Below are 25695 nucleotides of genomic sequence, written 5' to 3' on the forward strand. Positions count from 1 at the left end.
CCTGCATAACAGCAAGTCGCTCCCCGACAGGAGGATCCCTATGCGCTTTTCCCCCAAAGAATCACTATCTCGCGTCCTGCTATGGGTCGCTCTCACCGCACTTCTGGCAAGCTGCAGCTCATCGGATAGCAATAACAACGCCGTGCAGCAGCTCATCGCGGGCACCTTACTCAGCAGCGGGCTGCCCGTTGCCTCTGCCACCGTACACGTATACAGCAGCAGCGATGGCGCAGAGGCACTGGGGGCAGGCAACACTGACGACAGCGGCGCGTTTGAATTCAGTTACAACGCACCGGCCGATTCTTCCGCTGTTATCTACCTCACCAGCAGTGGTGGGCGGATCGCCTCACAGGCACAGGGTGTTCCTACGGAGTTTGTCCTGGCCAGTGTACTCGGCGCAGAGCCAGAGATAAGCAATATCACCATCAATGAGTTAACCACCGTGGCTTCTGCATTTGCACTGGCACAATTTATCGACGGACCGACACTGGAAGGCAACAGCATTGGATTGGAAATGGCGCCCAGGCTCCTGCGCAATCTTGTCAATGTAGAAACCGGCGCACCGGGCGCAACCATTACCAACGATGACAACGACCCACAATCCACGTTCAGCGCGCTACGCACATTTAATGAACTGGGCAACTTGCTAGCCAGTTGTGCCAGCGATGCCGCAGTTTGCCAATCGATACTACAACTCGCCCTGCCGCTGAACGGTGTAGCGGCACAGGACACATTCCGAGCGATGGCTAACCTGGCGAAGACGCCCTGGCTGTCCCCGGTACCGCTGTTCAACCTGGTAGCAAGCGATGCCTATCAACCTGATCTGGGCAGCAATGCACCGGCAGCGTGGACACTGTCACTGCTGTTTAAGGGGAACCCCACGAATCTTGCCGGACCCGGCAATATGGCATTTGATCAGGAAGGGCAGATGTGGATCGTTAACAACCTTGTAACCAGCGAAACCTATGTCCTGCCGGACTGTGCCAGCCAGCTGCTGTTCCGTATGGATCCGGCGACCGGGGATGTAGATACTTTCACCGGTGGCGGCGTACTCGGTGCCGGCTACGGTGTCACCATAGCGCCACAGACCAATGACATATGGGTGGGCAATTACGGTTTCAAAGGCAGCACCTGCCCGATCGATATCGCGAACAACAGCGTATCCCAGTTCACCGCCGAAGGTACGCCGCTATCTCCGGATGCACAAAAGTTCGACCCTCTCGATCACAACCCGCAGGATGGCGGTTGGACGCAGGGTGGTATCGGCTGGCCGCAGGGTACCGTGGCCAATCCGCAAGGTGATATCTGGATCGCGAGCTGCAACGGCCAGATCATCGATAACGAACAGGTAGACGTCACTATCTATCGCAACGGTGATCCCAACAACTGGCAGGCGATCTCCGAAGACAATTTCGAGAAACCCTTTGATATCGCCTTCGACACCAACGATGTCGCCTGGGTCAGCGGAACCTTGAGCGGCAACATCATGGCGTTTGCCAGCGATGCTACCCGCCTGCGTGACTACGATCTCGGCTCGACGTCACTACCCATGGGCGTAGCCTCCGACAGCCTCGGGAATATCTGGGTCTCGCTGTCCGGCGAAATCGACCTGCCTTGCCCGCCGCCAATCAACAAACCACCGGCCACCTATGGCGGCATTGCGATGGTCAACCTCGACGGTGTCCAGCTCAACACTCGCCCGGATGACCCACTGGTGCAGAACTATACACCGCCAGGCGGCATAACCATTCCCTGGGGTATTGCTGTTGATGGCTCGGACAACGTCTGGGTGGCAAACTTTACCAAGGGCGGCGTATCGCAGTTTTGCGGTGCCAGAGCGGATAGCTGCCCTGCGGGTGTGAATACCGGCGATGCGCTATCACCGGATGGCACCGGCTACCACAGCGACTTACTTGACAGGAATACCGCCGTGGAAATCGATTCCTCCGGTAATGTCTGGCTCACCAACAACTGGAAGGACCTGCCTATCCAGACAGACCCTGTAGGCGATGCGATGGTGGTGTATATCGGCCTCGCCGCCCCGGTGAAAGCGCCCCTGATCGGCCCGCCGCAACAACCCTAAATCGTATCGATCACCGATTTGCCGTAACGCGTGTGGACAAAGGGTCCGCGCGTTCCCGGCCCGGCGCCGTCTCGCAGGCGTTGCTCCAACACCTGCAATACGGAGCGTGTAATATGCGGGAGCTGATCCATCTGCTGGGCCCGGGAGATGCCCACCCAGTGCAAGTCCAGTAACTCGCCGGAACCCTGCGGGCGCTCGTGCACCTCTCCCTGTATATGCTCGGCGTCAATCATGAAGAAACGCGCGTCGAAGCGGCGACTGCGGTACGGCGGGGTAATGGCCCTGGCGATCAGTTGCAGAACGTCCAGCCGCGGATTGACATCGTGCTGAAGGAAATCAGCCCACTGCGGGGAGCGGGTCTTCAGTGTCGGCGTGTGGGGCTCTCCGATAACCAGCCCGGTCTCCTCGTAAGTCTCGCGAATGGCGGCCATCGCCAGCGCACGCGCCCGGGATTGTGAACACCCCCGGCACAACCGCGCCATCACATCAGGGTGTAAATCGTGAGGCGGCACGATGCGGCCGTCACCGGGATCCACCCTACCCCCCGGGAACACAAACTTGTTCGGCATAAATTTGTGTGTGGCGGCCCGCTTGCCCATCAGTACGCGTGGCTCTTTTCCACCTTTGCGCACGATCAGCAGGGTAGCGGCATCTTTGGGCCGCACCGCACGCCCCTTGCCGCGCAACTCGGCGTTGGAGATGTAGGTAGAGTCACGCTGCTCGTCGCCATTCATACCGCTATTTGCCACCTGGCGAAGCCATACCCATCCTCAACCGGCACTAGCTACTTTGAGCTTCTGCCCAGGCTGTATTGGTTTCTTGTCCGAAATGCCATTCCACGCCACCAGTTGTTGCGTAGACACCTTGAAGCGCCGTGCGATACTCCACAGCGAGTCGCCGGTGCGAATAACATACTCACTGGGTTGCTCACCGGCGAGACGAGCACGCGTACTTGCGATGTGTTCAGCCGTGAGAGGCTCACTTCCCGCACGGCCCGGCAGAATTAGCGTTTTTCCTGCCTGGATAGAGTGATTACGCAATCCATTCGCCGCCATCAGCCCCGATACAGAGACCGCGTAGCGCCGGGCGATGGTGGACAGGGAATCTCCCGGAGCGATACGGTGCAGACGGTCGGGCTTCTGCAGGCTCAAGCGTGCATCACTGGAGAGTGAAGCCACCGTGCTGTTCAGCGTTTTTCCCAATTTCGCGCTGGGCACGCGAATGGGATAGTCACGGGGAATGTACTTTTCACCCTGCCATACCGGCGCCAATAGCGCAGGGTTGTGCAGTTTGAGTTCGTCGATCCCGATGCCAGCTTCCCGCGCCAGTGCGTGAGCGGAGACATACTCCTGCACCGTCACCACATCGTAGGCGATGGGGCTGTCGATTTCCACCCGCCCGACATAGCGGCCCGGGTTGCGGTCTATTTCCAATGCGGCCAAAAAAGAAGGGTAGAAATTGCGAGAGGCAAACCCGAACGCCTTGCCCTTGTAGTTGTGAATGATGACGTCAATGTCCGTAGTGCCCAGTGCCTTTGAGGCTCGCGCCATACCACCCGCGCCGTGATTGTATCCGGTCAGGGCCAGCGGCCATGTCCCGGTTACCCGGTAATTGGTCTTGAGGAGCCGGGCCGCGCCGTCTGTTGCAATATACGGGTCCATCCGCTCATCGATGACCGCGTCAACACGCATGTAATCCCGCGCGGTGGCCGGCATGAACTGCCACATACCCGCCGCCGCTGCTTTGGAGTGAGCGAAGGGGTTAAAAGAGGATTCCACGTGCGGGAGTACATCCAGTTCTGGCGGCAGCTCATATTTTGCCAGAACGGCGCGGATATGCGGCTTCCATCTGCCTGAGCGAACAAGTCCCTCCTTGAAGCGATTGGATTGACCGGTCTGGAAGCGGACATTATCTGCTGCGCTGGCGAAGACCCGGGAGCTAGTGCCTGCCGGCCAGGACGCCAACACGGCGGCTTCGGTGGGATTCAGGCCGTCGCGCTTGCCCTGTCCGAGAGCCCGCAGTGCGCTGCGCACGCGTTTCGTGGCAGCGTCTATATGCTGATTGCGAACGACCCTGCTGGCCCCGGGCGGTAAATCGACGACCTCGTAGATTACCGACAGGTTCTCGTCGTCGTGAACATAACCCTGATCGGTGGAGACGTCGGTATACACCTTGATCCAGAACTGAATAGCGGGTTCCAGCGAAGCGGGCCGGGGAAAATTGGAGGCGTTCAGACTGAGGCTGGGGAGCAGCAGCGCCAGCATCAACATTGCCCTGATCATAAGCCACTCCCGTTTCTATAAATACGTGTCCGGGCTAGGTTATATCAGAATTTCCCAATAGTGTAACTATGCGCTTCTGCAATTTGAGGCGTCGCGGCGTTCAGCTGCCAGATCAGGGTTTCCAGGATGTGATTTCCACCAAATACCGACTAGCCGCGCTTGTAGACGATCTTCTTGCTGCCGTTCTCACAACTGCCGACGACCTCGCCATCCACGGCGGCATCCCTGTCAACGACGGTGGTAGTAAAACTGGCCACGCCGTTAGCGGCGATTTTTGCGTCTATTTCGGCCTTGAGTTCGTCACAGTCTTTGGTTTGAGCAAATGCAGGAGAAGCAATGAGAGTCGCCAGCAGTGCCATCGTGATCTTACGCATAATTTTCTCCTGAGGAGAGCAGTGGTACTGGCGCCATACTACGCCCGACGTGCCACCGCTCACAATGGTAAAAGTGACTGCAATCGCCTATTCAAATTGTGAAAATTGCGCACCCGCAGGCATTCCCTGTCGACACACAACCAGAAAAACCTTGCGTTCTCTTTCGGCAGGCATAAAATCCCCGCCCGGTCGGTCGCAGCAGGCATTTCATAGCGTCTGCTGCACAAGCCGACACCTGAAGCAGAGTCAACCTACCAATTTTCGTTCTGCTGGGTGGTTGAGAGAATGGCGCGCCTCTGAATTCAGATTTGTCATCTTCTTCATATACCGTTTTACTATGCACCACGCACGCGCGACTGTCGGCAATGGCATTGCAGAGGACGTTACACATCATGCTGAAAGAGCGAAGGGACAAATCCAACGCGGCTGACGCCGATTCTGACTGGAGCAGCGAGCGCAGCGCAGAGCTGTACGGCATCAATGCCTGGGGTGCGGGATATTTTGATCTCTCTGAACAGGGCGAGGCACAGGTCAACGTCGATTTTGGTGAGCATCAGGTTGTGGTCTCCATTATGGACATCGTACTGGGCATGCGGGCGCGCGGCTTACACATGCCGGCAGTACTGCGCATCCGCAACCTGCTGGACCAGCGCATCAAGGTGCTCAACGAGTCGTTTGCGCTGGCTATCGAGCGCGGTGGTTACCGCAACAACTACCGGGGCGTCTTTCCCATCAAGGTCAATCAGCAATGTCACGTGATAGAGGAGATCGCCGACTACGGCCGCCGCTACCATCACGGTCTGGAGGCAGGCAGCAAAGCGGAACTAATCATTGCACTCTCGCAGTTACGCGATCACGACAGCCTGATCATTTGCAACGGCTACAAGGATGCCGAGTTTATCGATCTTGGCCTCTACGCCCGACAGATGGGCATTGCCTGCTTCTTCGTGCTGGAATCACTGACCGAGCTGCCGCTTCTTATCGAGCGCAGCCGCGCGCTGAACGTCGAGCCACTGATCGGCGTAAGAATCAAAAACAGCGTGGTGGTGGATGGCCACTGGAGCCAGGATAGCGGGGATCGCTCCATATTCGGACTCTCCACAGACGCCCTTATCACCATCGTCGATGAACTGCGTGCCGCCGATATGCTGCACTGTCTGCAACTACTGCACTGTCACCTGGGGTCGCAGATACCCAACATCCGCAATGTGCGCAGCGGGGTGCTGGATGCCTGCCGGTTCTACGCCGGACTGGTGCAGGAAGGTGCGCCCATGGGGTATCTCGATCTCGGCGGCGGCCTGGCGGTAGACTATGAGGGCGCCCGCACCAACTCCACGCACAGTATGAACTATCAGTTGCAGGAGTACTGTACCAATATTGTGGAGAGTATTTGCGAAACGCTCGATCCACTGGACATCCCGCACCCGGTAATCATCACTGAATCGGGCCGCGCTACTGTTGCCTATTCGTCCATGCTGCTCTTTAACATACTCGACGTACGCGACAGCAACCCCGGCGATCTACCAGAGAGCCTCCCCGAGGATTGCAGCGAAAACCTGAGCAACCTGGCCGCGGTGCTGGGTACTGTGAGTGAGCAGAACTTCCAGGAGTGCTACAACGATGCGCTGTTCTACCGCGACGAGTTGCGCGAGGAATTCCACCACGGCCAGGCCACGCTGCGCGAGCGGGCGCTGGGAGAGAATTTCTATCTGGCCGTGTTGCAGCGTATCGCTGTAATACTGCCGCACCTGAACCGGGTACCCCCCGAGCTGGAGAACCTGCCGGAGCTGTTGTCCGACATTTACTACGGCAACTTCAGCCTGTTCCAATCCCTGCCGGACATGTGGGCGATCGACCAGGTATTTCCCATCATGCCGATTCACCGCCTGACTGAGGAACCCACCCGATCAGCGGTACTGGCAGACCTGACCTGTGACTGCGATGGCAAGATTGACAAGTTTTCCACCCCGCAGGGGATCAGCCGCACCCTTAACCTGCACGAACTGAAGGCCGACGAAGACTACTATCTCGGCGTATTTCTGGTCGGCGCCTATCAGGAGACTCTCGGTGACCTGCACAACCTCTTCGGTGATACCAACGTGGTGAACGTCGCGATAAACCCCGATGGTACCTTCGAGTTTGTGCGCGAATTCCACGGCGACAGCATCTTTGATGTGCTCAAATACGTGGAGTACGAGCCCAAGAAGATGCAGGAGCAGTTTCGCCTGGTCGCAGAGGACGCCGTGCGCAGCGGTAAAATCAGTATTCCACAACGCCAGGCGATTCTGCAGGCTTTCAAGGAAAGCCTGCATGGCTACACCTACTTTGAACACGAATGAAACGGAGGACAGGCCCATGTCTAAAGTGATGATAATCGGCGCCGGTGGCGTCGGCGGCGTAGTGGCACACAAGTGCGCGCAACTGCCCGAGGTATTTACCGAGATCGTGCTGGCCAGTCGCACCGAGGCCAAATGCGAGGCGATTGCCGCGCAACTGAGCCGCCCGATACGCACGGCGCAGGTAGATGCCGACAATGTCCCCGAGCTGGTGAGCCTGCTGCAACAGGAAAAGCCGGAGCTGGTGATCAACGTGGCGCTGCCGTATCAGGACCTGACCATTATGGACGCCTGCCTCGAAGCCGGTGTCCACTATCTCGACACGGCCAACTACGAACCACAGGACACCGCCAAGTTTGAATACCACTGGCAATGGGCCTACCAGCAGCGCTTCCTCGATGCCGGCTTAACCGCGATTCTCGGTAGCGGCTTTGACCCCGGCGCCACCAATCTTTTCACGGCCTATCTCGCCAAACACTACTTCGATGAAATCCATGAGCTGGACATTATCGATGTGAACGGCGGCGATCATGGCTATCCTTTTGCCACCAACTTCAACCCTGAAATCAACATACGCGAGGTCAGTGCCGAGTGCCGCCACTGGGAGAACGGCGAATTCGTCACCACGCCGGCCATGTCCACGAGAGCGCATTACACCTGCCCCGAGGATGTCGGCACCTTCGATATCTACCGCATGTATCACGAGGAGCTGGAATCGATCAGCAAGCACTTCCCCAGCCTGCGCCGCGCCCAGTTCTGGATGAGTTTTTCCGCGAACTATCTAAAACACCTGGAAGTGCTGGAGAACGTGGGAATGACAGGCATAGAGCCCGTCGAGTTCCAGGGACAATCCATCGTGCCTATCCAGTTCCTCGCCCACCTGCTACCCGACCCATCCACACTGGGGCCGCGCACCAAGGGCAGAACCTGCATCGGCTGTATTGTCCGCGGTGTCAAAGATGGCAGGGAAAAGGTGATGTACCTGTACAACATCTGTGATCACGAGAGCTGTTACCGGGAGGTGCAGTCACAGGCGATCTCCTACACCACCGGCGTACCGGCAATGATCGGCGCCAAGATGATTCTCGAGGGAAGATGGCGTCAACCGGGTGTCTGGAATGTCGAGCAGTGCGACCCGGACCCCTTTATGGAAGACATGAATCTCTACGGCCTGCCGTGGAAAGTGGTCGAACTGAACCCGGGCTTCCATCTCGATATCGCCCAGAGTTAAAACAACCAACGAGCGCGCATGCAATTCACGGACTTTGACAAGCTCGACCTGAGCCGACTGCCAACACCCTGTTTTGTGGTGGATCAGGTCGCTGTAGAGCGCAACCTGCAGATTCTGCAACAGGTAGCTGAGGACAGCGGCGCCAAAGTACTGGCGGCACTGAAAGCCTTCTCGATGTGGCGTCTGGCGCCGCTGGTATCAAATCACCTCAGTGGCACCTGCGCCAGCGGCCTGCACGAAGCCCGGCTGGGGCGCGAGTGCTACGGCGGTGAAGTGCACGTGTTCAGCGCCGCCTACAGTGAGAGCGACCTGCGCGACATCCTCGAAATCGCCGATCATGTGGTCTTCAACAGCTGCACACAATGGCAGCGCTTTCGTCCACTGGCACTGGCAGCCCGTGAGCGCAGGCCGGGGTTGAAGTTCGGCCTGCGGATTAACCCGGAACACTCCGAGGGCACCGTTCCCATCTACGATCCCTGCGCGCCGGGCTCGCGACTGGGAATTCCATTGTCTCATCTCGACGAAAACACGCTTGAAGACATCAGCGGCGTGCACTTTCACACGCTGTGCGAGCAGGACTTTCCACCCCTGCAGCGCACACTGCAAGCGGTTGAGGAAAAGTTCGGGTATCTGCTTCACCGCATGGAGTGGGTGAACTTTGGCGGGGGGCACCATATTACGCGCCCGGATTACCAGACCGACGCACTGGCAGCCTGCGTGCGCGATTTCGCCGGTCGTTACGATGTGCAGGTGTATCTGGAGCCCGGTGAGGCGGTCGCCATCGGCACCGGCGTGCTGGTCACCGAAGTACTGGATCTGGGCTGGAACGAACTGGATCAGGCCATTCTGGACACCTCCGCCACCTGCCATATGCCGGATGTGCTGGAGATGCCCTACCGCGCCGATATTCTCGGCGCCGGTGAACCCGGTGAACTACCGCACACCTACCGACTGGGTGGCCTGACCTGTCTGGCCGGTGATGTAATGGGAGACTACAGCTTTGCACAGCCGCTGCAGATCGGCCAGCGGCTGGTATTCAGCGATATGGCGCATTACACCATGGTCAAGACGAGCACATTCAACGGCACCAAGCTCCCCGCGATTGCGCTGTGGAACTCCAATAGCGGCGAATTGGAAATTGTGCGGGAATTTGGCTATGAAGATTTTAAAGAGCGTCTGTCCTGAGCCCTTTGGGATACGCTATCTGCCTTCGCTCAGGCTTGAGCGTCGTCATCAAAGACTTCCTTGCGCCAATCCGGCCCCATTTTTTCCTCGATATAGTCACGCATAAACTGACGAATCTTCTGGGACGGCGTAACATCCTCCAGCGAACACAGCTTTTCGAATGCGTGTTTTTTGCTGGGATCAACAAGCAGCGTAAGTCGGGCGGTACGTTTTTCCATGTCCTGGCTCTTTTTTAATGTCAGCTTTGCAATGTCAGCGGCACTTCGAATAGCTGTGCATTGAGTTAACATCTTATTGTAATGTTTATCGTCTTTCCAGCCATCTTTCCAAGACGGCCCTACCACAGGGCCTCACCCGCGCCGTACCGCCGACATTTATCTCCCGCTAGACCACCGGCCCGGCAAGGACCAGCTCCGCACCAGATTCCGTATCGGTAAACTGGGCAAAATTGTCGATGAACATCTGCGCGAGTTTCTGCGCTCTGGCGTCCCATTGTGAAGCATGCTGATAACTGTTGCGCGGATCAAGAATATCGCTATCCACCTCGCCCAACTGTGTCGGAATGGCGAGGTTGAAATAGGGGATCTGCGCTGTCTCAGCCGCATCGAGTTCACCGCCCAGAATCGCATCGATAATCGCGCGCGTATCGCCAATGGAGATTCTCTTGCCCGAACCGTTCCAGCCTGTGTTGACGAGGTAGGCACTGGCATTGGCCGCCTGCATGCGCCGGTTGAGCACCTCGGCATAACGCGTGGGGTGCAGGCTCAGGAATGCCGCGCCAAAGCAGGCCGAAAACGTTGGAGCAGGCTCAGTGATACCGCGTTCAGTACCGGCAAGCTTGGCAGTGAATCCCGACAGAAAATAGTACTCCGCCTGCTGCGGCGTCAGTTTCGATACCGGCGGCAACACACCAAACGCATCCGCCGTCAGAAAGATCACCTTACCGGCATGCCCAGCTTTTGATACAGGTTTGACTATATTGTCGATATGATAGATCGGGTAAGACACCCGTGTATTCTCGGTTTTGGATGCGTCGCTGAAGTCGACATTACCCTCCTTATCGACCACGACATTCTCCAGCAGCGCATCCCTGCGAATGGCATTGTAGATATCGGGCTCCTGCTCTTGGCTCAGGTTGATGGTTTTGGCATAGCAGCCACCTTCAAAATTGAACACCCCATTGTCGTCCCAACCGTGCTCATCGTCGCCAATCAACTGTCGCTTCGGATCAGTGGAAAGTGTGGTTTTACCGGTACCGGAGAGCCCGAAGAAAATCGCCACATCCCCTTTTTCGCCAACATTGGCTGAGCAGTGCATTGACGCCACCCCGCGCTGCGGCAGCAGGTAGTTCATCACCGAGAACATACCCTTCTTCATTTCACCGCCGTACCAGGTGCCACCGATCAGCTGTACCCGTTCTGTCATATTAAAGGCGACAAAGTTCTCAGAGTGCAGGCGCTGTTCCCGCCAATCCGGGTTGGTCGCTTTGGAGGCATTTATCACATGAAAATCCGGCTCGAAGGATTCCAGTTCCTCGGGGCTTGGCCGGATAAACATGTTCTTTACAAAGTGGGACTGCCAGGCGACCTCGGTGACAAAACGGACACAGAGCCGGGTCTGGGGATTAGCACCGCAGTACAGGTCATCCACAAATAGTCGTTTTCCGCTCAACTGCCTGCCAACGATACCGCGCAGGTGTTTCCAGACTTCCTGCGAAATCGGCTTGTTGTCATTTTTCCCCTGATCACTCCACCACACAGTATCCCGGGTTGTATCATCCTTGACGAAATACTTGTCCTTGGGCGAGCGCCCGGTAAAAACACCCGTGTCCACCGCCACAGCGCCCAATGCCGTCAATTTTCCGGCATCGAAACCCGTTCGCTGCGGGCTGGTTTCCTCCTCGAAAAGCTGGCTATAACCCGGGTTGTGAACCACCTCCGTCGGACGTTCGATGCCATATTTCTCCAGATTCGCCATTAGTATTTTTGCTTCCACGCCATTCACTCCTCTTGCTGGGCCCAGGGGTCAACTTGCATTATGTGTTAACTTGATTAACATACTATGTTATCTCAGTATGCATTTAAACCCCTGAGCAGCAACCAGCTATGGCACATCGAGCACACCTCTTTTCCCTGCGCATCGGCCACGCACTGCGCGATGCCTGTTTTGCAGACGAGCCCTATAGCATGGCGCGCCTGCGCAAGGACGCGCTGGCAGGCATCAGTGTCGGCATCATTGCCATCCCGCTGGCGATGGCGCTGGCCATCGCCAGCGGCGTAGCACCACAGTACGGCCTGTACACGGCGATCATCGCCGGTTTCGTGGTGGCCCTGACAGGGGGAAGCCGCTTCAGCATTTCTGGCCCGACTGCGGCTTTTGTTGTTGTTCTCCACCCCATCGCGCAGGTATACGGTCTTGCCGGCCTCCTGCTGGCAAGCATCATGGGCGGCGTGATACTCATCGCCATGGCGTACGCCCGACTCGGCCGCTTCATTGAATACATTCCGCAATCAGTCACGCTGGGGTTTACCGGCGGCATCGCCATTGTGCTGGTCACACTGCAGCTGAAAGACTTTTTCGGGCTGCAGATTCCCGAGATGCCGGAACTGTATATCGACAAGCTGTTGCTGCTGGGCCATTCGATAGGGCAATTCGATACGACCAGCCTGTTTGTCGCGTTGGTGACGTTGGCCGTCATGCTGTACTGGCCAAAACTCCGCACGCCGGTACCGCAGCATCTGCCCGCCGTTGTCGTCGCAAGCCTGCTGGGCGCTGCACTGGCGCAGGCCGGATACGAGGTCGACACCATTGGCTCCCGCTTCAGCTACCTGCTGCCCGATGGCACAAGTGGCGCGGGCATTCCACCGTATCTGCCCGAATTCAGCTGGCCCTGGCTGCAGCCCGGACCGGATGGGACGTCGGGAGACATAAGTGGAGCGACGATTATGGCGCTGCTGCCCTCGGCTTTTGCCATCGCAATGCTGGGAGCAATAGAGTCCCTGCTGTGCGCTGTCGTGCTCGACGGCATGACTGGCAAGCGGCACAGCGCCAACAGCGAACTGCTGGGCCAGGGCCTTGGCAATATCGTAGCCCCGCTGTTTGGCGGCATCACGGCAACCGCAGCGATAGCGCGGTCGACGGCAAACCTGAAAGCGGGGGCGCAATCGCCCGTGGCCGCGATGATTCACTCGCTGGTTGTACTGCTTGCGCTGGTTTGTTTCGCGCCGGTACTGGCCTTTCTGCCGATGCCAGCCATGGCGGCGCTGCTGATGGTCGTCGCCTGGAATATGAGCGAAGCGCCCAAGTCGCTGCAGCTGGTGAAGCGGGCGCCCGTCCCCGACATCATCGTACTGGCCACCTGCCTGTCGTTAACCGTATTTTTCGACATGGTGATCGCCATCACTGTCGGTGTGCTACTGGCCTGTATTCTCTTCGTCAGCGAGATGGCTGCGATGACAAAAATTACCGACATTACCGGCAACAGGAAACTCATTGACGCCACGCTCCCGGACCGCTGGGCGGTACTGAAAATCAACGGTCCGCTGTTTTTCGCCGCGGCAGACCGCGTCTTCGGCGAGATCGCCGCAAAAATGCAGACGCTCGATGGCGTCGTCCTGTATATGGACGGTGTCACCCTACTCGATGCCGGCGGGGTCGCGGCACTGAACAGGCTTGTTGAGTACTGCGCAACCGAGAAAAAGAAACTTGTCGTAGCAGATCTACAGTTCCAACCACTGAAAACGCTTGCCCGCGCAGAGGTCGCCCCGATAGCCGGTGTGACAGAGTTTTACTCGACTCTGAATGAGGCCATTCACCAGTTCAACTGAATCAACAAGGGTCGTATGAAATTATCAGAAGCGAAAAAAGTGCAGAATGACGACGGCTTTAATCTGGTGGAAATCAGGAAAAATCCATCGAATATCGATGAGTACATCGCCATACTCTACCGGCACAACGGCAAGTCATTCATGCTCGCCTATGAGAACGATACCGTACTCTCCTCGCCTGATCTGGAGCACATTACATTGATGCTGAAGGATATCGGCCTCAAGAAAGCGAAAATTTACTTCTGATGCGGCCCTGTAGTCACCCCACCCAACAGCGAAATACCCCCAATAAACCTGCTTTTTGTAGGGAAACAAAAATTCACTGACATTGGGCACGTTGTTAAGGATAATGTTTCGTTTACGCTATCCTGGACAAAATAATATGCAGCGCCCCATCTGGCTTTTATCTCTGGACTCGGACACATTTCCCGCCGCCCCCATGACCACGGGCGGCTTGAAAGCGTACTATCAGGAGCTGGGCAAGAATCCGGCACAGGTGGACATCGAGCTGGTGCATTTCGTCAATCACCCGGAGAAGATTCCACAGTGGTTGGAACAGTGGCAAAAAGACGAACTGCCACGCGCCAGAGAGGCCATTGCAGCGGGACTGGAACCGGTCATGGGCTTTTCGGTATACACCTGGAATGCGGCCGAATTTCTGGACCTTATGCGTCAGGTTAAAGCTCTGTGCCCGGAAATACTGATCGTCGCCGGCGGCCCCCACGTACAAAAGGCCCGCGACTACCTGTTCTCGGAAGCCGTCGATATCATCGTGCTGGGTGAAGGTGAGGCCACGTTCACCGATTTCCTGGATGCCGGCAGCCGCGATGCGTGGCATGACGTCGCCGGGCTCGCCTTTGTCGAGGACGGCGAACTGGTCACTACCGCCGAGCGCCCGCGCTTTCGCAACCTGAATGAATTGCCGTCGCCACTGAATGTAATCAGCCTGCTGGACAACGAGGGCGAGCCCTACGATTGCATCGCCTACGAAACCAGCCGTGGCTGCCCCTACAAATGCGCCTTCTGCGAATGGGGTACAGGCGCTATCGGTACCAAAATGCTGTCGTTCTCGGTGGAGCGAATTCGCCACGACTGGAATTACATCGTCGATGCCGGGATCAAAAATATCTGGCTGACTGATTCCAACTTCGGCGCACTGAAGGAGGATGTCGAAAAAGCGAGGGTCCTGTGCGAGATCAAGCAGCGCACCGGCCTGCCCAATACCTTTGCGACCTCCTGGTCGAAGAAACACGGCTCGCGCTCACAGGAAATCGTACTGCTGCTGCATCAGAACAACTTGCTGCCGCACTACCACCTCGCACTGCAGACCCTGACACCATTGGCACTGGAGCTGTGTCACCGCACCAATATGGATGCCAACAAGTACGAACCCATTGCCCGCGAGATGGCCAAGGCCAGGGTCCCCATCGCCTGTGAACTGATCTGGGGGCTGGTCGGCGACAACCTCGCCAGCTTTGAGAAAAACCTCGATCGCCTGTTCGCCGTGTTTCCCACGATCAATATTTTCGGTTACACCCTGCTGCCCGGCACCGAGTTCTACGACAAGCGCGAGGAGTACAGCATCGAAACCCTGCCAGTGGCCGGCTACGGCAAGGCCAAGGGCGAGTACGTTGTCGGCTGTATGAGCTTCCCGATCGAAGAGGGGCTGGAGGGCTATTTCCTGATTACCGCGCACCTGCTAATGAGCCGCGGCTATATGCTGCCGCTGACACTGCGCTATCTCGCGCTGAGCGAAACTGTACCGGTGGCCGGCATGATGCGCGCGATGCTGCAGGCGCTCTGCACTGAATTCAGCAGCGAAATTCCCGGGCTCGATGCCGATGACAAAATGGGCGTGTACGAATTCCGCGAGGAGCTGTTCATCACCTCCTACACCTACCCCGAGCGCACGTACGCCTGCGTGAGACAGGTCGCGATGCAATGGATCGATGATCACATGGGCAATCAGTTGGACGCTGCCGGGTTGAAACATCGCGTGATGCAGTTACTGGAACTCGATCAGGCGTTTGCACCCCACGTAGGTGCGACGCGAGAAGTCGTCGCCCGGTTCGATTTCGATGCGAATGCGGTGATCGATTCACTTGAGAGCATGGAAATTCCCACTGCCGAGCTATTTGCCGACAACCCCACAGAGCTGGGTATTCACATCCCCGGCGGGGTCGGCGATATTATCAAGGATCCCGACGGCGGCGTCTGGATTCACGCAGAGAGAACCAGCAGTAAGGAGGAGCACGCGGCGAAACTTCAACCGGTGACGGTGCAGGCTCTGGCGGTTTCGGCCTGATCGCAGCATACTGATGCGCAACACAGGACCACGGATTCCCACGGAGCAAGCGTTGCCAGCGCGATAATCTCTGCTGGCAGAGCCTCGAAACAGTATGGCGAGTCAATTCAGCGTGGGATTCTGGCGCCTCGCCGATCCCAAAATCAGCATTACCTCGGTTGCCTCAATGGCGATAGGTGCCGCGCTGGCAGCGCGTGACGGCAGCTTCTCATGGTATTGGCTTGTGATGATGGGGCTCGCCATGTTCTGCATGGAGGTTGCCAAGAATGCCTGGGGCGATGTATACGACTATGATTCGGGCACGGATTTGGCCGTCAAGCCCGAGGATCGCACGGATTTCTCCGGCGGCAAGCGCGTACTGGTCGACAATATTCTCACCCGCCGTCAGACCTGGGCCATTGCCCTGCTGTTCGGTGTAGCCGGGCTGGCACTGGGCGCAATAATGGTATTCCTGCGCGAGCCGTCCATTTTCTGGCTGGGTACTGTCGCCCTGGTGCTGGGCTGGTCCTACCATGGGCCACCCCTGCAACTGGCCTATCGCGGTCTGGGCGAGCTGGATGTGGTGCTGTGCTACGGCCCACTAATCGCGATGGCCACCTACGCACTGCTAACGCACAGCTACAACACCGATGTGATCTGGGCATCGCTACCGCTGGGCCTGTTTATCACCGCCTTCCTGTGGGTGAATGAGTTTCCCGACTATGACGCCGACCGGAGTGTCGGCAAGAACAACATGGTGGTGCGTCTTGGCAGGCAACGCGCCAGCCGTGTATTGCCACTGATCTACCTGCTGGCCTTGCTGCTGCTGTTGTGGGCCGTCTGGATCGGTGCCTTGCCCGCACTGGCGCTACTGGGTGCGGCAGGCGCCATTCCCGCTGTCATTGCCGCGCGCTGGACCTGGCAGAATCCGCAGACGTTCTACCGCCAGCAACCCGTGCAACCGCTCGCGCTACTGGCCTTTGTCCTGTTATCCGCAGGCATAACCGCCGGCATCTTGCTGGCGGGCAGTTAACACCATGGCGCCAGAGGCCGGCGGATGCTCGCGCCCGGTGAAACGCGCTATGGATATTGGCGCGGCACTCGTCGGCCTGCTGCTACTCGCGCCGGTCATGCTGGCCATCGCACTGCTGATTGCCTGGCGCAGCGGCAGGCCGGTGCTGTACCGGGAGCCACGTGTCGGCTTACACGGCCGCGTCTTCACGCTGCTGAAGTTTCGAACGCTGTATCCGGGCAGTACCACACTGGGCAGCATTGCACCGGAGGACGACCCGCGCATAACCGCTGTAGGCCTACCGCTACGGCGCTCACGCCTCGATGAACTGCCGCAACTCTACAACGTCCTGATTGGCGACATGAGTCTGGTGGGCCCGAGGCCTATGGTGCAGGCACATGCCGAAGCGCTGGACGATGCCACGCGCGCGGCGGTACTGTCCGTTCGGCCCGGCGTCACAGACCCGGCATCCGTACTGTTCTTCGCCGAGGATGCCGTGCTGGCCGGGCGGCCGAATGCGGAGGAAGAGTACTTTCAATGCCTGCTGCCGGCCAAGGCGAAAGTACAACTGGACTACCTGCAACACTGGCACCTGGTGTTGGATATCCGCATTATCCTGCGCACCGTGTCGCGGGTCTGGTCGCCGCGCGCGCGCGAGGACTCTATGCAGAAGGTGCGGTCGGTTCTGGCGCGCCGAGAATATCCAGCGCCACCGCCTCGGCAACCTTGATGCCGTCGATCGCCGCAGACAGTATGCCGCCGGCATACCCCGCCCCCTCGCCCGCCGGATACAAACCGGGCGTGTTCACACTCTGAAAATCGCCACCGCGACGTATGCAGATGGGCGACGAGCTGCGGGTTTCGATGCCGGTGAGTACCGCATCCGGCATCGCAAAGCCTCTGATCTGCTTGTCGAATGCGGGCAGCGCCTCGCGGATCGCGGCAACCGCATAGTCCGGCAGCGCCGCCGACAAATCAGTCAGGGTGACACCCGGCTTGTAGGAGGGCTCCACGGCACCCAGTGCAGTGGAGGATCTGCCCGCGAGAAAGTCGCCGACCAACTGTGCTGGCGCATTGTAGTTGCCGCCGCCCATACGGAAGGCCAGAGACTCAAGTTCGCGCTGCAGATCGATACCCGCCAGTACATGCCCGGAATAATCCTGTTCAGGGTCGATACCAACGACGATGGCAGAGTTGGCATTGCGCTCGTTACGCGAGTACTGTGACATGCCATTGGTAACCACACGTCCCTGCTCTGAGGTGGCGGCCACCACAGTGCCGCCCGGACACATGCAGAAGCTGTAGACGCTGCGGCCATTCTTGCAGTGGTGCACGAGTTTGTAATCCGCTGCGCCCAGAATCGGGTGCCCCGCGTGCTCACCGAAGCGGGCCCGATCGATTAACGACTGCGGGTGCTCGATACGAAAGCCGATGGAAAAGGGTTTCGGTTCAATGGTCACTCCGGCATCCAGCAACGCCTGGAAGGTATCGCGGGCACTGTGACCGATGGCCAGTACAATGTGCTCGCTCAATATTTCCTCACCGTCAGCCATGGTGACACCACGGACCTGTCCCGTCCCCTTATCATCGCGCAACAGGGATGCCACTTTCTCCCCGAAGCGTATCTCCCCGCCGAGGCGGATAATTTCGGCGCGCAGCTTCTCCACCATCGTCACCAGTTTGAAGGTGCCGATATGCGGCTTACTCACGTAGAGAATTTCTTCTGGCGCGCCGGCTGCAACAAATTCCTCCAACACCTTGCGGCCCAGATGTCGCTTGTCCTTCACCTGGCTGTACAGCTTGCCGTCCGAAAACGTACCCGCTCCGCCCTCGCCGTACTGCACATTGGATTCGGTGTCCAACTGGCGTTTGCGCCACAGCCCCCAGGTATCCGCGGTGCGCTGGCGCACGGCCTGTCCTCGCTCCAGTACCAGTGGTTTGAGCCCCATCTGCGCCAACAGCAGCGCCGCGAGAATACCGCAGGGGCCAAAACCGATCACGACCGGGCGCAACTGCCCGCCGGCGGGGAATTCATCAGTCGCCTGTGCCACATAATGATAGCGTGTATCGGGGCTGGGCTTCACACGCGAACTCTGCTCAAACTGTTGCAACAGGGGTGGCTCCAGACCGGCAGACACCTCAACATCAAGCTGGTATATCAGCAGAATGCGGGATTTGTGTCGCGCGTCGTAACTGCGCTTGAAAACCTGCACTCGTACAATCTCGCACTCATCGATACCCAGGCACTCGGCAACCGCAGCGGGCAGTGCCTCAGGCGGGTGATCCAGAGGCAGTTTGATTTCATTTAGTCGCAGCATAGAGGACGTGGTATCGGGTGCCCGATTCTGGCGGGCAGGCAATAAGAATGCCGTGATTCTCCCGCACATTGCCGGCGCAGGCCAGCAGATTAATGACCTTCTCAGTTTGCGTTGATCAACCGCTACCGCCAAGCCAGTCGTGGGCATGAACTATCTGATAGTTATCACTGCTACCGGGTTCAATACTGGCCAGAATATCGTAGCGTAATCTCAGTTCTGCCACATCCAGATCGCAGAGAGATTCCCTGGCACATTCAATCAGTTCCGATGCCTGCCGCAGAAAGAGTTTCCGAATATCCTGCTCTATCGGCAGCAACAACAGTCGTCCCATAACGGCGCAAAAGTGTAGCGCAGCATTGCGATCTGTCGCCGCGTACACGCGAACCCTGCTCAGGTTATTATTAATGAATAGATCCCGGGAAATGTATTTCGCGACCAGCCGTAACTGGCCCTCGCTGTCATAATGACGCCCTTCCACCGGCGGCTTTGTGGCTACCACGGCCAGCGAACTACCCAACCAATCGAGACAGTTCATCGCCGTAAAGGGGTCATTGACGCCGGATGACAGAGCGCGCGCGGCGATCTCAATCAGTTCCTGTGCCAGAAACATGACATCCTGCGCTGCGGTGCGTTTCATGCCGAACAGGAACGCGCTCTCAAAACGCGTCTCCTCCTCAGCCTCAAGTGAGTCCGTACACAGTACCCAACCAAGACAACTGCCTTTGCTCACATAGTCGCCGGGACGCACATCCAGTACAGCGGTGGTATCCAGCTCTTCTGCCAGCGCCATCAGGGTGGGGTGGTCGACAAACTGTACAAAGCCGTCAAAGCCTGCATGCAGGGCCTGTGAATTGCGCAAGTCGTAATGGACTTTAGAAACCCTCTCGCCTGCGGGTATTTCATGCCCCTGTTCAGCGCGGGAATAAAGGGCATCAAGGTTGTCCAGCAGCTGCCGCCCCACCTCGGCAATCACGTTGGAGGCGTGAATTGATGCCGGGACGTGATGGATAAAATAAATCAGCACACCGATACTTGCGACACCGAACAGCACGCTGCCGGCAACCGCAATCTGCGGTACAAAATCGGCGCTACCCGGGTCCGAGTCGGAGCCGGTCAGAGTCCTCAGCACCATAAGACAGTACAAAAATGTCGCGATGAAGGTGCCCAGTGTCCACTGGTTTCCCCGGTCTGACATAAAGTTTGTCAGGAGTCGTGGGCCGAACTGGGATGCCGCGTAGGCCACTGCCGCAATCGTTATTGAGAAGGTTACGCTGGCCACCGTGATCATGGAACCGGCGATGGTGGAGAGCACCTCCCGCGCAGCTTCGGGCGTGCTCCTGTAAAACCAGTGTGAATCCTTGAATAGCGAGAGCTCAAGCACCCAGCGGTTCTGAGTCAGGAACAGTGCGCACAGCACGGCGCTCAAAGCCATCACAGACGGAATAAACCAGTAACTGCCGCGCAGTTCGTTCCAAACTTGCATCAGTCTGCTGAGCATTCCGGCTGCCTCGGATAAGGTGTTTGACTATCGGAAACTGCGCCGCTGCCCGGAGCAGCGGTCGCGCCAGTGCTAAACCAAAGTAATGCGCCGAGTTGAAATGTGGGAACTGACGCTATTTACTTGTGGGCGATTTTCTTATCGGTAAACAGGTAGTCTTTCAGCTCTTTGTCCATAGTGGGATCTTGTCGCCTGATCCACTCCAACACCATCGCCGCATGTTCTTTCTCTTCATCGCGATTATGCTCAAGTATCGCCTTGAGTTCACTGTCCTTGCAGGCATCGACACGCTGGTTATACCAATCGACCGCCTCTAATTCCTCCATCAGCGATACAATGGCACGATGCATATCACGGGTCTCATCGGTGAGTTCATCGATGGGTTCATGGTAACCTTCACTCGCCATGGTTTTCTCCTTCTATAAGTTCGTTAACTATCTCAATCTGGCAGTAATGCCCAGACGACTACAGTGCCTATCTATTGAGTATATCCCGAGCGATAACCATAAAGCCAACCCTGACAACACGCTCTAGACAACCTGCCCCGCACTGAATCCCGAGCACCAGGCCCACTGAAAATTGTAGCCGCCGAGGTGCCCGCTCACATCCAGAACCTCACCGATGAAATAAAGGCCCTCGCAGGATTTCGCCATCATCGTCTTGGAACTGATCGCCGCGGTATCAACACCGCCCAGTGTCACTTCCGCGGTACGGTAGCCCTCTGTCCCCGCAGGCTTGAGTTGCCAATCACTGAGCCGACCAGCGAGTTCCCGCAGCCGATTGTCGCTGAAGTCTGCCAGCTTACACTCGGTATCACGCGGCCACCACAGTGCCTGTAACTCAGTTACTAGTGCTTTGGGCAGTTCACGCTGCAGTAGTGTGCGCAACAAAATATTGCCCTGCTCGCGCTTGCATTGAAGCAGCCATTGGGCACAGTCCAGCGCGGGTAATAAATTCACCGCCACCGCATCACCCGGATGCCAATAATTGGAGATTTGTAGAATCACCGGGCCGCTGAGCCCGCGGTGGGTGAACAACATATTCTCTGTAAAGGATTGTCCTGCGCAACTCACCTCGGCCTCCAGCGCCACCCCCGAGAGTCGCTCACACAGGGACTTCATAGCATCGCTGAACATGAAAGGCACCAGCCCGGCGCGGCGCTCGGTCAGCGGGAGCGCAAACTGCGCCGCTATCTCATAGCCGAGACCGCTGCCGCCAAGCGTGGGGATGGACAGCGCACCCGTGGCCACAACAAGCGATTCACTGTGAACATGACACAGGGCATTGTCTCCCGCCGCGCTGCGTGCGTAGGCAACGCGAAAGCGGCTGTCGGAATTGCTATCTGCGCTCGGCGACGCTTTATCGGTGGCGACAAAATCAACCTCGCGTACATCACAATGCGTCACAATAGTGACCGCGTGCTTTTCACATTCCTCCAGCAACATCGCCAGGATATCTGCGGCGGAATGCTTGCAGAACAGCTGCCCGTGCTTGCGCTCTTCATACGCGATGCCATAGGTCTCTACCAGCGCAATGAAATCCCACTGCGTGTACCTGCTCAGTGCTGCTTTGCTGAAATGGGGATTGCCGCAGATGAAGTTCTCGGAACTCACAAAGTAGTTGGTGAAGTTGCAGCGACCGCCACCAGACATCAGGATTTTCTTCCCCACCTTGTTGGCCTTTTCTAACACCAGCACACGGCGTCCGCGAGCACCGGCCACCGAGGCGCAGAATAAACCAGCCGCTCCCGCCCCCAAAATAACCACATCGTAATCTGTGCGATTACTGTCCAAACCGGCGACTCCAATCCAGGCGGTAAATATACAAAATTGTGGTAGCCTCAAATGTCATCAGTCATTACAAGCAGGGAACAGCACAATGGATACATGGATCATCGACACCATCGGTATGGCGGGTACGATGCTGGTTGTGCTGGCCTATTTTCTGCTGCAACTGGAGCGTACCGACCCCAAGGGGCTCGCCTACAATATGATCAACCTGGTGGGAGCGATCCTGCTGCTGTTCAGCCTCTGCTTCCATTTCAACCTGGCGAGTTTCGTGATCGAAATATTCTGGATAGCAGCTTCCCTGATTGGCCTGTGGAAGTACCTGCGTCGCCAAAACCCGGCCAATCAATCGGCCAGCTGATAACAAGGCTCGTAATCGTCCGCCTCGGCCACCAGCTTCATCCGCTTCTCCCGCACCAGCACCTTCAACAGCCTGTCCATGGCCGCCAGATAGGTTGGGTCACCTGACAGTTGATACGGTCCGTGCAGTTGGACCTGCTCAATTCCGAATGCTTTTACATTACCGGAAACCAAGCCAGAAAAAACACAACGCAGGTTACTCGCAAGCCGATGCTTGGGCATATCGGCATTCAGTTCCAGTGCCGCCATCGCCTCGTGTGTGGGCACAAAGGGCACTTGCAGATCAGGCGGAATATGTAACTCCCAGTTAAAATAATAGGCTTGTGACGCGCTGCGTCTGAGCGCATGTACACCCTCTGTGGCGGCTCTAACAACACGACCGACTTCATCCGGGGCACCAACGATAACCCGGTAGTGGTTTCTCACTCCTTCACCCAGGCAGTCCACCAAAAAGCGTTCCAGTTCCTGAAAATACGCCTGACAGCACTGCGGCCCGGCCAGTACCAGCGGGATGGCTTCACTATTATCCGGGTGCATCAGCAAGCTCAGCAGGTAAAGTATCTCCTCCACCGTACCGACCCCACCGGGAAACACGATGATCGTGTGGGCGAGCCGCACAAAGGCCTCCAGGCGCTGCTCAATATCGGGCATGATCACCAGTTCATTGACGATGGCATTGGGCGACTCCGAAGCGATTATGCCAGGTTCACTGATGCCGATATAACGGCCGGTCTTGATCTGCTGCTTGGCGTGCCCGACAGCGGCGCCTTTCATCGGCCCCTTCATAGCCCCTATGCCACAGCCGGTGACAATATCCAGCCCGCGCAGCCCCAACTGATAACCCACTTCCTTGGCGTAATCGTATTCCTCGCGGGGAATCGAATGCCCACCCCAGCAAACCACCATTTGCGGCGTCTGGTCGGGGCGAACCACACCGGCGTTGCGCAGAATACGGAATACCATATTGGTGGTCTGCGACGACGTTGGCGGTTGCGTCTGGCGGCCGGTGATCTTGAAATCGGTATACACGATATCGCGCAGCGCTGAAAACAGATGCTCCTGGATACCGCGAATCATCTTGCCGTCGACAAAGGACTGCGGCGGCGCGTTGAACAGCTCCAGCTTGAGTCCCCTTGGCTGCGGAATCAGGCGAATATCAAAATCGGAGTAATCCGCACAAATTTCTGCTGTGCTGTCCTTCTCGCTGTCCGTATTCAGGATAGCCAGCGCGCAGTGGCGGAATAATGCGAACAGATCGCCGCCACTGCGCGTCAAGCCTTCAATTTCTTCCCTGGACAGTAAGTTCAGGGACTTCAGTGGATTAACAATAGCGTGGGGGATTTTTTCCATAAGCGAGTTCAAGGCCCGTGCGCGCATTGGTTTCAAAGGCGAGAGCGCTTCGCAGCAACTCCGGCCAGCGTGACTGTGCTACTCGCAGCCCGGATAGCACCACTTGCAACAGCCGGGGCTGCAAGTGGCAGGCATAGCTGCGTCAGCTGATGCCGACATCAGTTCTCACAGAAGGCACGCATTTTTCTATAGGCTATATCTGTCGCCTGTTGGGTGGTCGCGTTCAACAGTTCGCGCTTGACCTCCTGGCACTCCTGGGATTCCTGCACGTTGGCTGCGTTCATCGAACTGTAAGCGGGGTGGGAAGCCGGCGTGGTACACATCACCGGGGACACCCGGCGGATATTCGCATGCTTGCCCTGCTCCAGTGCGACGCAGTCGCCGAGCCGGATATCCTGATTCTCCGTGATGATATCTACGGTATTATTGTTCACCAGCCGGACGGTGAACTTCTCACCCTTACCCGCAGTCTCCTTTGCCACCAGCGCGCCGAGGCCGGCACCCACCGCTGCACCGCCGACCTGCGAAGCGCCTGAGTGCCCCATGGTTGCCAGCAGTCCGAGCGCACCGCCGATCACAGAGCCGGCACCGTAGTCCGGTGACATCTCGACCTGCTGAATGTTCTCTACCCTACCGTACTGCACGGATATCATCTCATTGCGGGTTGAACCTGTCATCGGGTCGGTGCTTGCACAGCCGGCAAGGGATGCGACCAGCGTGGTGGCCAATATGGAAAGCATGCGAGTTGTCATAGTCTTTGCGTCCTGATCTAAAGGGTTGAACGAGCAGTGAATTCAGACTCCGGCAGTATCGCAAAACTTTACCGCCGGGTCACGCGGGCTGGAACGCGCCGCGTCAACTATGCTGCCTGTAGTGCCAGGAATTTGCTGGTATCCGCAGCGACAGTGATCCGGTGCAGAAGCCGGTCATAGCCGTCATACCCACCATAGGCCCGGTGCAGTACGCTGCGATTGTCCCACAGCACAAACATATCCTTCTCCCAGCAATGGGTGTATTGAAATTCCTCGCGCGTCTGCCACTCATACAGCTCCAGCAGCAGCTCAAAGGCGGCATCGTCGTCCATGCCTTCCACACCCATAATATATCCCAGGCTGCTGAGCAGGGTCTCCCGGCCGCTTTCAGGGTGACGCAGGATAAACGGGTGCTTCTGCACCTGCCGCGCATCCTCGGAAAAATGTATTGCCATACTGCGGCCGGCCTCCCGGTCTTTCTCCCCATACATGCCATCCGGTGCGTAGGCCGCGCCCGCTGAGTGCAGGGCGATGCGACCCTCAATTCTTGCGCGCAGAGCGGCTGGCATTTCCGCCAGCGCCTTTTGCTGGTTAGCAAACCCGGTATCGCCGCCAACCGGCGGTATCACCAGGCTGTACAGGCAGGTGCCTATGGGCGGCTCTTCGAGGAAGCTCCAGTCGGAGTGCCAGTTCTCGGCGAACAGCGGCGCTTTTTCATCCGCTTTACGCGTCAGCGCGACGACATGCTCGCTGCCTTCCATCGGCCGGAAGAAGGGCTCGCTACCAAATGCGCCCAAACCCAACACAATCCGTTCCAGATCAGCAGAGGTCAGTTGCTGGTCCGGAAACGCCAGCACATGGTGTTCCAGCCAGGCGGTTCGCACAGCCAGATGCGTCGCGGCATCCAGTGGCCCAGACAGATCCACCCCTTTGACGGTAGCACCACAGGCCTGGCCTGAGGGAACGACTTCAATCATATAAACCTCCTCTGCGCGCTCGAGCTATCAATGCAAGGC

General features: G+C 57.6%; 22 protein-coding genes. 10 read left to right on the forward strand and 12 right to left on the reverse strand.

Going from position 1 to position 25695, the window contains the following annotated elements; all coding sequences use genetic code 11:
• The first annotated feature begins 40 nt into the window (after positions 1 to 40).
• Positions 41 to 2083 carry an NHL repeat-containing protein gene (locus AC0L6S_RS14970; protein ID WP_473424904.1) on the forward strand — a complete coding sequence of 681 codons (2043 nt, stop codon included), beginning with the start codon at positions 41 to 43 and terminating at the stop codon, positions 2081 to 2083.
• Here AC0L6S_RS14970 and AC0L6S_RS14975 read toward each other — a convergent pair.
• The 3 genes from AC0L6S_RS14975 to AC0L6S_RS14985 all read right to left on the reverse strand — a co-directional run bounded on the left by AC0L6S_RS14975 (position 2080) and on the right by AC0L6S_RS14985 (position 4739).
• Entirely contained in the window at positions 2080 to 2832 is a 753-nt protein-coding gene (locus tag AC0L6S_RS14975) for an NUDIX hydrolase (protein WP_473424905.1), read from the reverse strand. The two genes, AC0L6S_RS14970 and AC0L6S_RS14975, sit on opposite strands and share 4 nt — an antisense overlap.
• Positions 2833 to 2853: 21 nt before the next feature.
• The gene (locus AC0L6S_RS14980; protein ID WP_473424906.1) at positions 2854 to 4365 is read right to left on the reverse strand and encodes a lytic transglycosylase domain-containing protein; all 1512 of its coding nucleotides are present in this window, start codon (positions 4363 to 4365) and stop codon (positions 2854 to 2856) included.
• A gap of 149 nt (positions 4366 to 4514) precedes the next feature.
• Positions 4515 to 4739 (reverse strand): DUF1161 domain-containing protein, encoded by a 225-nt coding sequence (locus AC0L6S_RS14985; protein ID WP_473424907.1) that lies wholly within the window; start codon positions 4737 to 4739, stop codon positions 4515 to 4517.
• A gap of 392 nt (positions 4740 to 5131) precedes the next feature.
• On the opposite strand from AC0L6S_RS14985, the gene speA reads away from it, so the two are divergent.
• From speA to nspC, 3 genes are read left to right on the forward strand one after another with little or no spacing between them, the layout of a single operon-like run.
• Complete coding sequence (speA, locus tag AC0L6S_RS14990) at positions 5132 to 7078, forward strand: biosynthetic arginine decarboxylase (protein ID WP_473424908.1); 1947 nt, start codon at positions 5132 to 5134, stop codon at positions 7076 to 7078.
• A 16-nt stretch (positions 7079 to 7094) separates the two neighbouring features.
• Positions 7095 to 8306, forward strand: coding sequence for a saccharopine dehydrogenase family protein (locus tag AC0L6S_RS14995; protein ID WP_473428610.1), 1212 nt, complete (start codon positions 7095 to 7097; stop codon positions 8304 to 8306).
• Positions 8307 to 8324: 18 nt separating this feature from the next.
• Positions 8325 to 9491, forward strand: coding sequence for a carboxynorspermidine decarboxylase (gene nspC / locus AC0L6S_RS15000; RefSeq protein ID WP_473424909.1), 1167 nt, complete (start codon positions 8325 to 8327; stop codon positions 9489 to 9491).
• Positions 9492 to 9520: 29 nt separating this feature from the next.
• Here nspC and AC0L6S_RS15005 read toward each other — a convergent pair whose 3' ends face one another.
• Together AC0L6S_RS15005 and pckA are read right to left on the reverse strand one after the other, a co-directional pair.
• On the reverse strand, positions 9521 to 9709 hold the full coding sequence (locus AC0L6S_RS15005) for a CopG family transcriptional regulator (protein WP_473424911.1): 189 nt from the start codon (positions 9707 to 9709) through the stop codon (positions 9521 to 9523).
• A gap of 166 nt (positions 9710 to 9875) precedes the next feature.
• Positions 9876 to 11486, reverse strand: a complete 1611-nt coding sequence (pckA, locus tag AC0L6S_RS15010) for a phosphoenolpyruvate carboxykinase (ATP) (protein ID WP_473424912.1) — start codon at positions 11484 to 11486, stop codon at positions 9876 to 9878.
• A gap of 110 nt (positions 11487 to 11596) precedes the next feature.
• Here pckA and dauA point away from each other — a divergent pair, with 110 nt between their 5' ends.
• From dauA to AC0L6S_RS15035, 5 genes are all read left to right on the forward strand, one after another.
• A complete protein-coding gene (gene dauA / locus AC0L6S_RS15015; protein ID WP_473424913.1) occupies positions 11597 to 13318 on the forward strand; it encodes a C4-dicarboxylic acid transporter DauA in 1722 nt (573 codons plus the stop codon).
• Positions 13319 to 13333: 15 nt separating this feature from the next.
• Positions 13334 to 13564 carry a hypothetical protein gene (locus AC0L6S_RS15020; protein WP_473424914.1) on the forward strand — a complete coding sequence of 77 codons (231 nt, stop codon included), beginning with the start codon at positions 13334 to 13336 and terminating at the stop codon, positions 13562 to 13564.
• Positions 13565 to 13700: 136 nt separating this feature from the next.
• Positions 13701 to 15623, forward strand: a complete 1923-nt coding sequence (locus AC0L6S_RS15025; protein WP_473424916.1) for a B12-binding domain-containing radical SAM protein — start codon at positions 13701 to 13703, stop codon at positions 15621 to 15623.
• A 94-nt stretch (positions 15624 to 15717) separates the two neighbouring features.
• Positions 15718 to 16635 carry a UbiA family prenyltransferase gene (locus AC0L6S_RS15030; RefSeq protein ID WP_473424917.1) on the forward strand — a complete coding sequence of 306 codons (918 nt, stop codon included), beginning with the start codon at positions 15718 to 15720 and terminating at the stop codon, positions 16633 to 16635.
• A 4-nt stretch (positions 16636 to 16639) separates the two neighbouring features.
• Entirely contained in the window at positions 16640 to 17344 is a 705-nt protein-coding gene (locus AC0L6S_RS15035; RefSeq protein ID WP_473424918.1) for a sugar transferase, read from the forward strand.
• Here the strand turns inward: AC0L6S_RS15035 and AC0L6S_RS15040 are convergent.
• The 4 genes from AC0L6S_RS15040 to AC0L6S_RS15055 form a co-directional block, all read right to left on the reverse strand.
• The gene (locus tag AC0L6S_RS15040) at positions 17277 to 18932 is read right to left on the reverse strand and encodes an NAD(P)/FAD-dependent oxidoreductase (RefSeq protein WP_473424919.1); all 1656 of its coding nucleotides are present in this window, start codon (positions 18930 to 18932) and stop codon (positions 17277 to 17279) included. The genes AC0L6S_RS15035 and AC0L6S_RS15040 overlap by 68 nt on opposite strands.
• A 115-nt stretch (positions 18933 to 19047) precedes the next feature.
• Positions 19048 to 20430, reverse strand: a complete 1383-nt coding sequence (locus tag AC0L6S_RS15045) for a DUF2254 domain-containing protein (RefSeq protein ID WP_473424921.1) — start codon at positions 20428 to 20430, stop codon at positions 19048 to 19050.
• A 119-nt stretch (positions 20431 to 20549) separates the two neighbouring features.
• Entirely contained in the window at positions 20550 to 20837 is a 288-nt protein-coding gene (locus AC0L6S_RS15050) for an encapsulin-associated ferritin-like protein (RefSeq protein ID WP_473424923.1), read from the reverse strand.
• A gap of 123 nt (positions 20838 to 20960) precedes the next feature.
• Positions 20961 to 22223, reverse strand: a complete 1263-nt coding sequence (locus AC0L6S_RS15055) for a BaiN/RdsA family NAD(P)/FAD-dependent oxidoreductase (protein WP_473424924.1) — start codon at positions 22221 to 22223, stop codon at positions 20961 to 20963.
• A gap of 85 nt (positions 22224 to 22308) precedes the next feature.
• Here AC0L6S_RS15055 and AC0L6S_RS15060 point away from each other — a divergent pair, with 85 nt between their 5' ends.
• Positions 22309 to 22578 (forward strand): CBU_0592 family membrane protein, encoded by a 270-nt coding sequence (locus tag AC0L6S_RS15060; protein WP_473424926.1) that lies wholly within the window; start codon positions 22309 to 22311, stop codon positions 22576 to 22578.
• Here the strand turns inward: AC0L6S_RS15060 and ppnN are convergent.
• The 3 genes from ppnN to AC0L6S_RS15075 all read right to left on the reverse strand — a co-directional run bounded on the left by ppnN (position 22563) and on the right by AC0L6S_RS15075 (position 25656).
• On the reverse strand, positions 22563 to 23927 hold the full coding sequence (ppnN, locus tag AC0L6S_RS15065) for a nucleotide 5'-monophosphate nucleosidase PpnN (RefSeq protein ID WP_473424927.1): 1365 nt from the start codon (positions 23925 to 23927) through the stop codon (positions 22563 to 22565). The two genes, AC0L6S_RS15060 and ppnN, sit on opposite strands and share 16 nt — an antisense overlap.
• Positions 23928 to 24085: 158 nt before the next feature.
• Entirely contained in the window at positions 24086 to 24679 is a 594-nt protein-coding gene (locus AC0L6S_RS15070) for a hypothetical protein (protein ID WP_473424928.1), read from the reverse strand.
• Positions 24680 to 24786: 107 nt separating this feature from the next.
• Positions 24787 to 25656: a TauD/TfdA dioxygenase family protein gene (locus AC0L6S_RS15075; RefSeq protein ID WP_473424930.1), complete on the reverse strand. Its 870-nt coding sequence runs from the start codon at positions 25654 to 25656 to the stop codon at positions 24787 to 24789.
• Positions 25657 to 25695: the final 39 nt, after the last annotated feature.

The organism is Halioglobus sp. D3-4 (assembly GCF_055809315.1).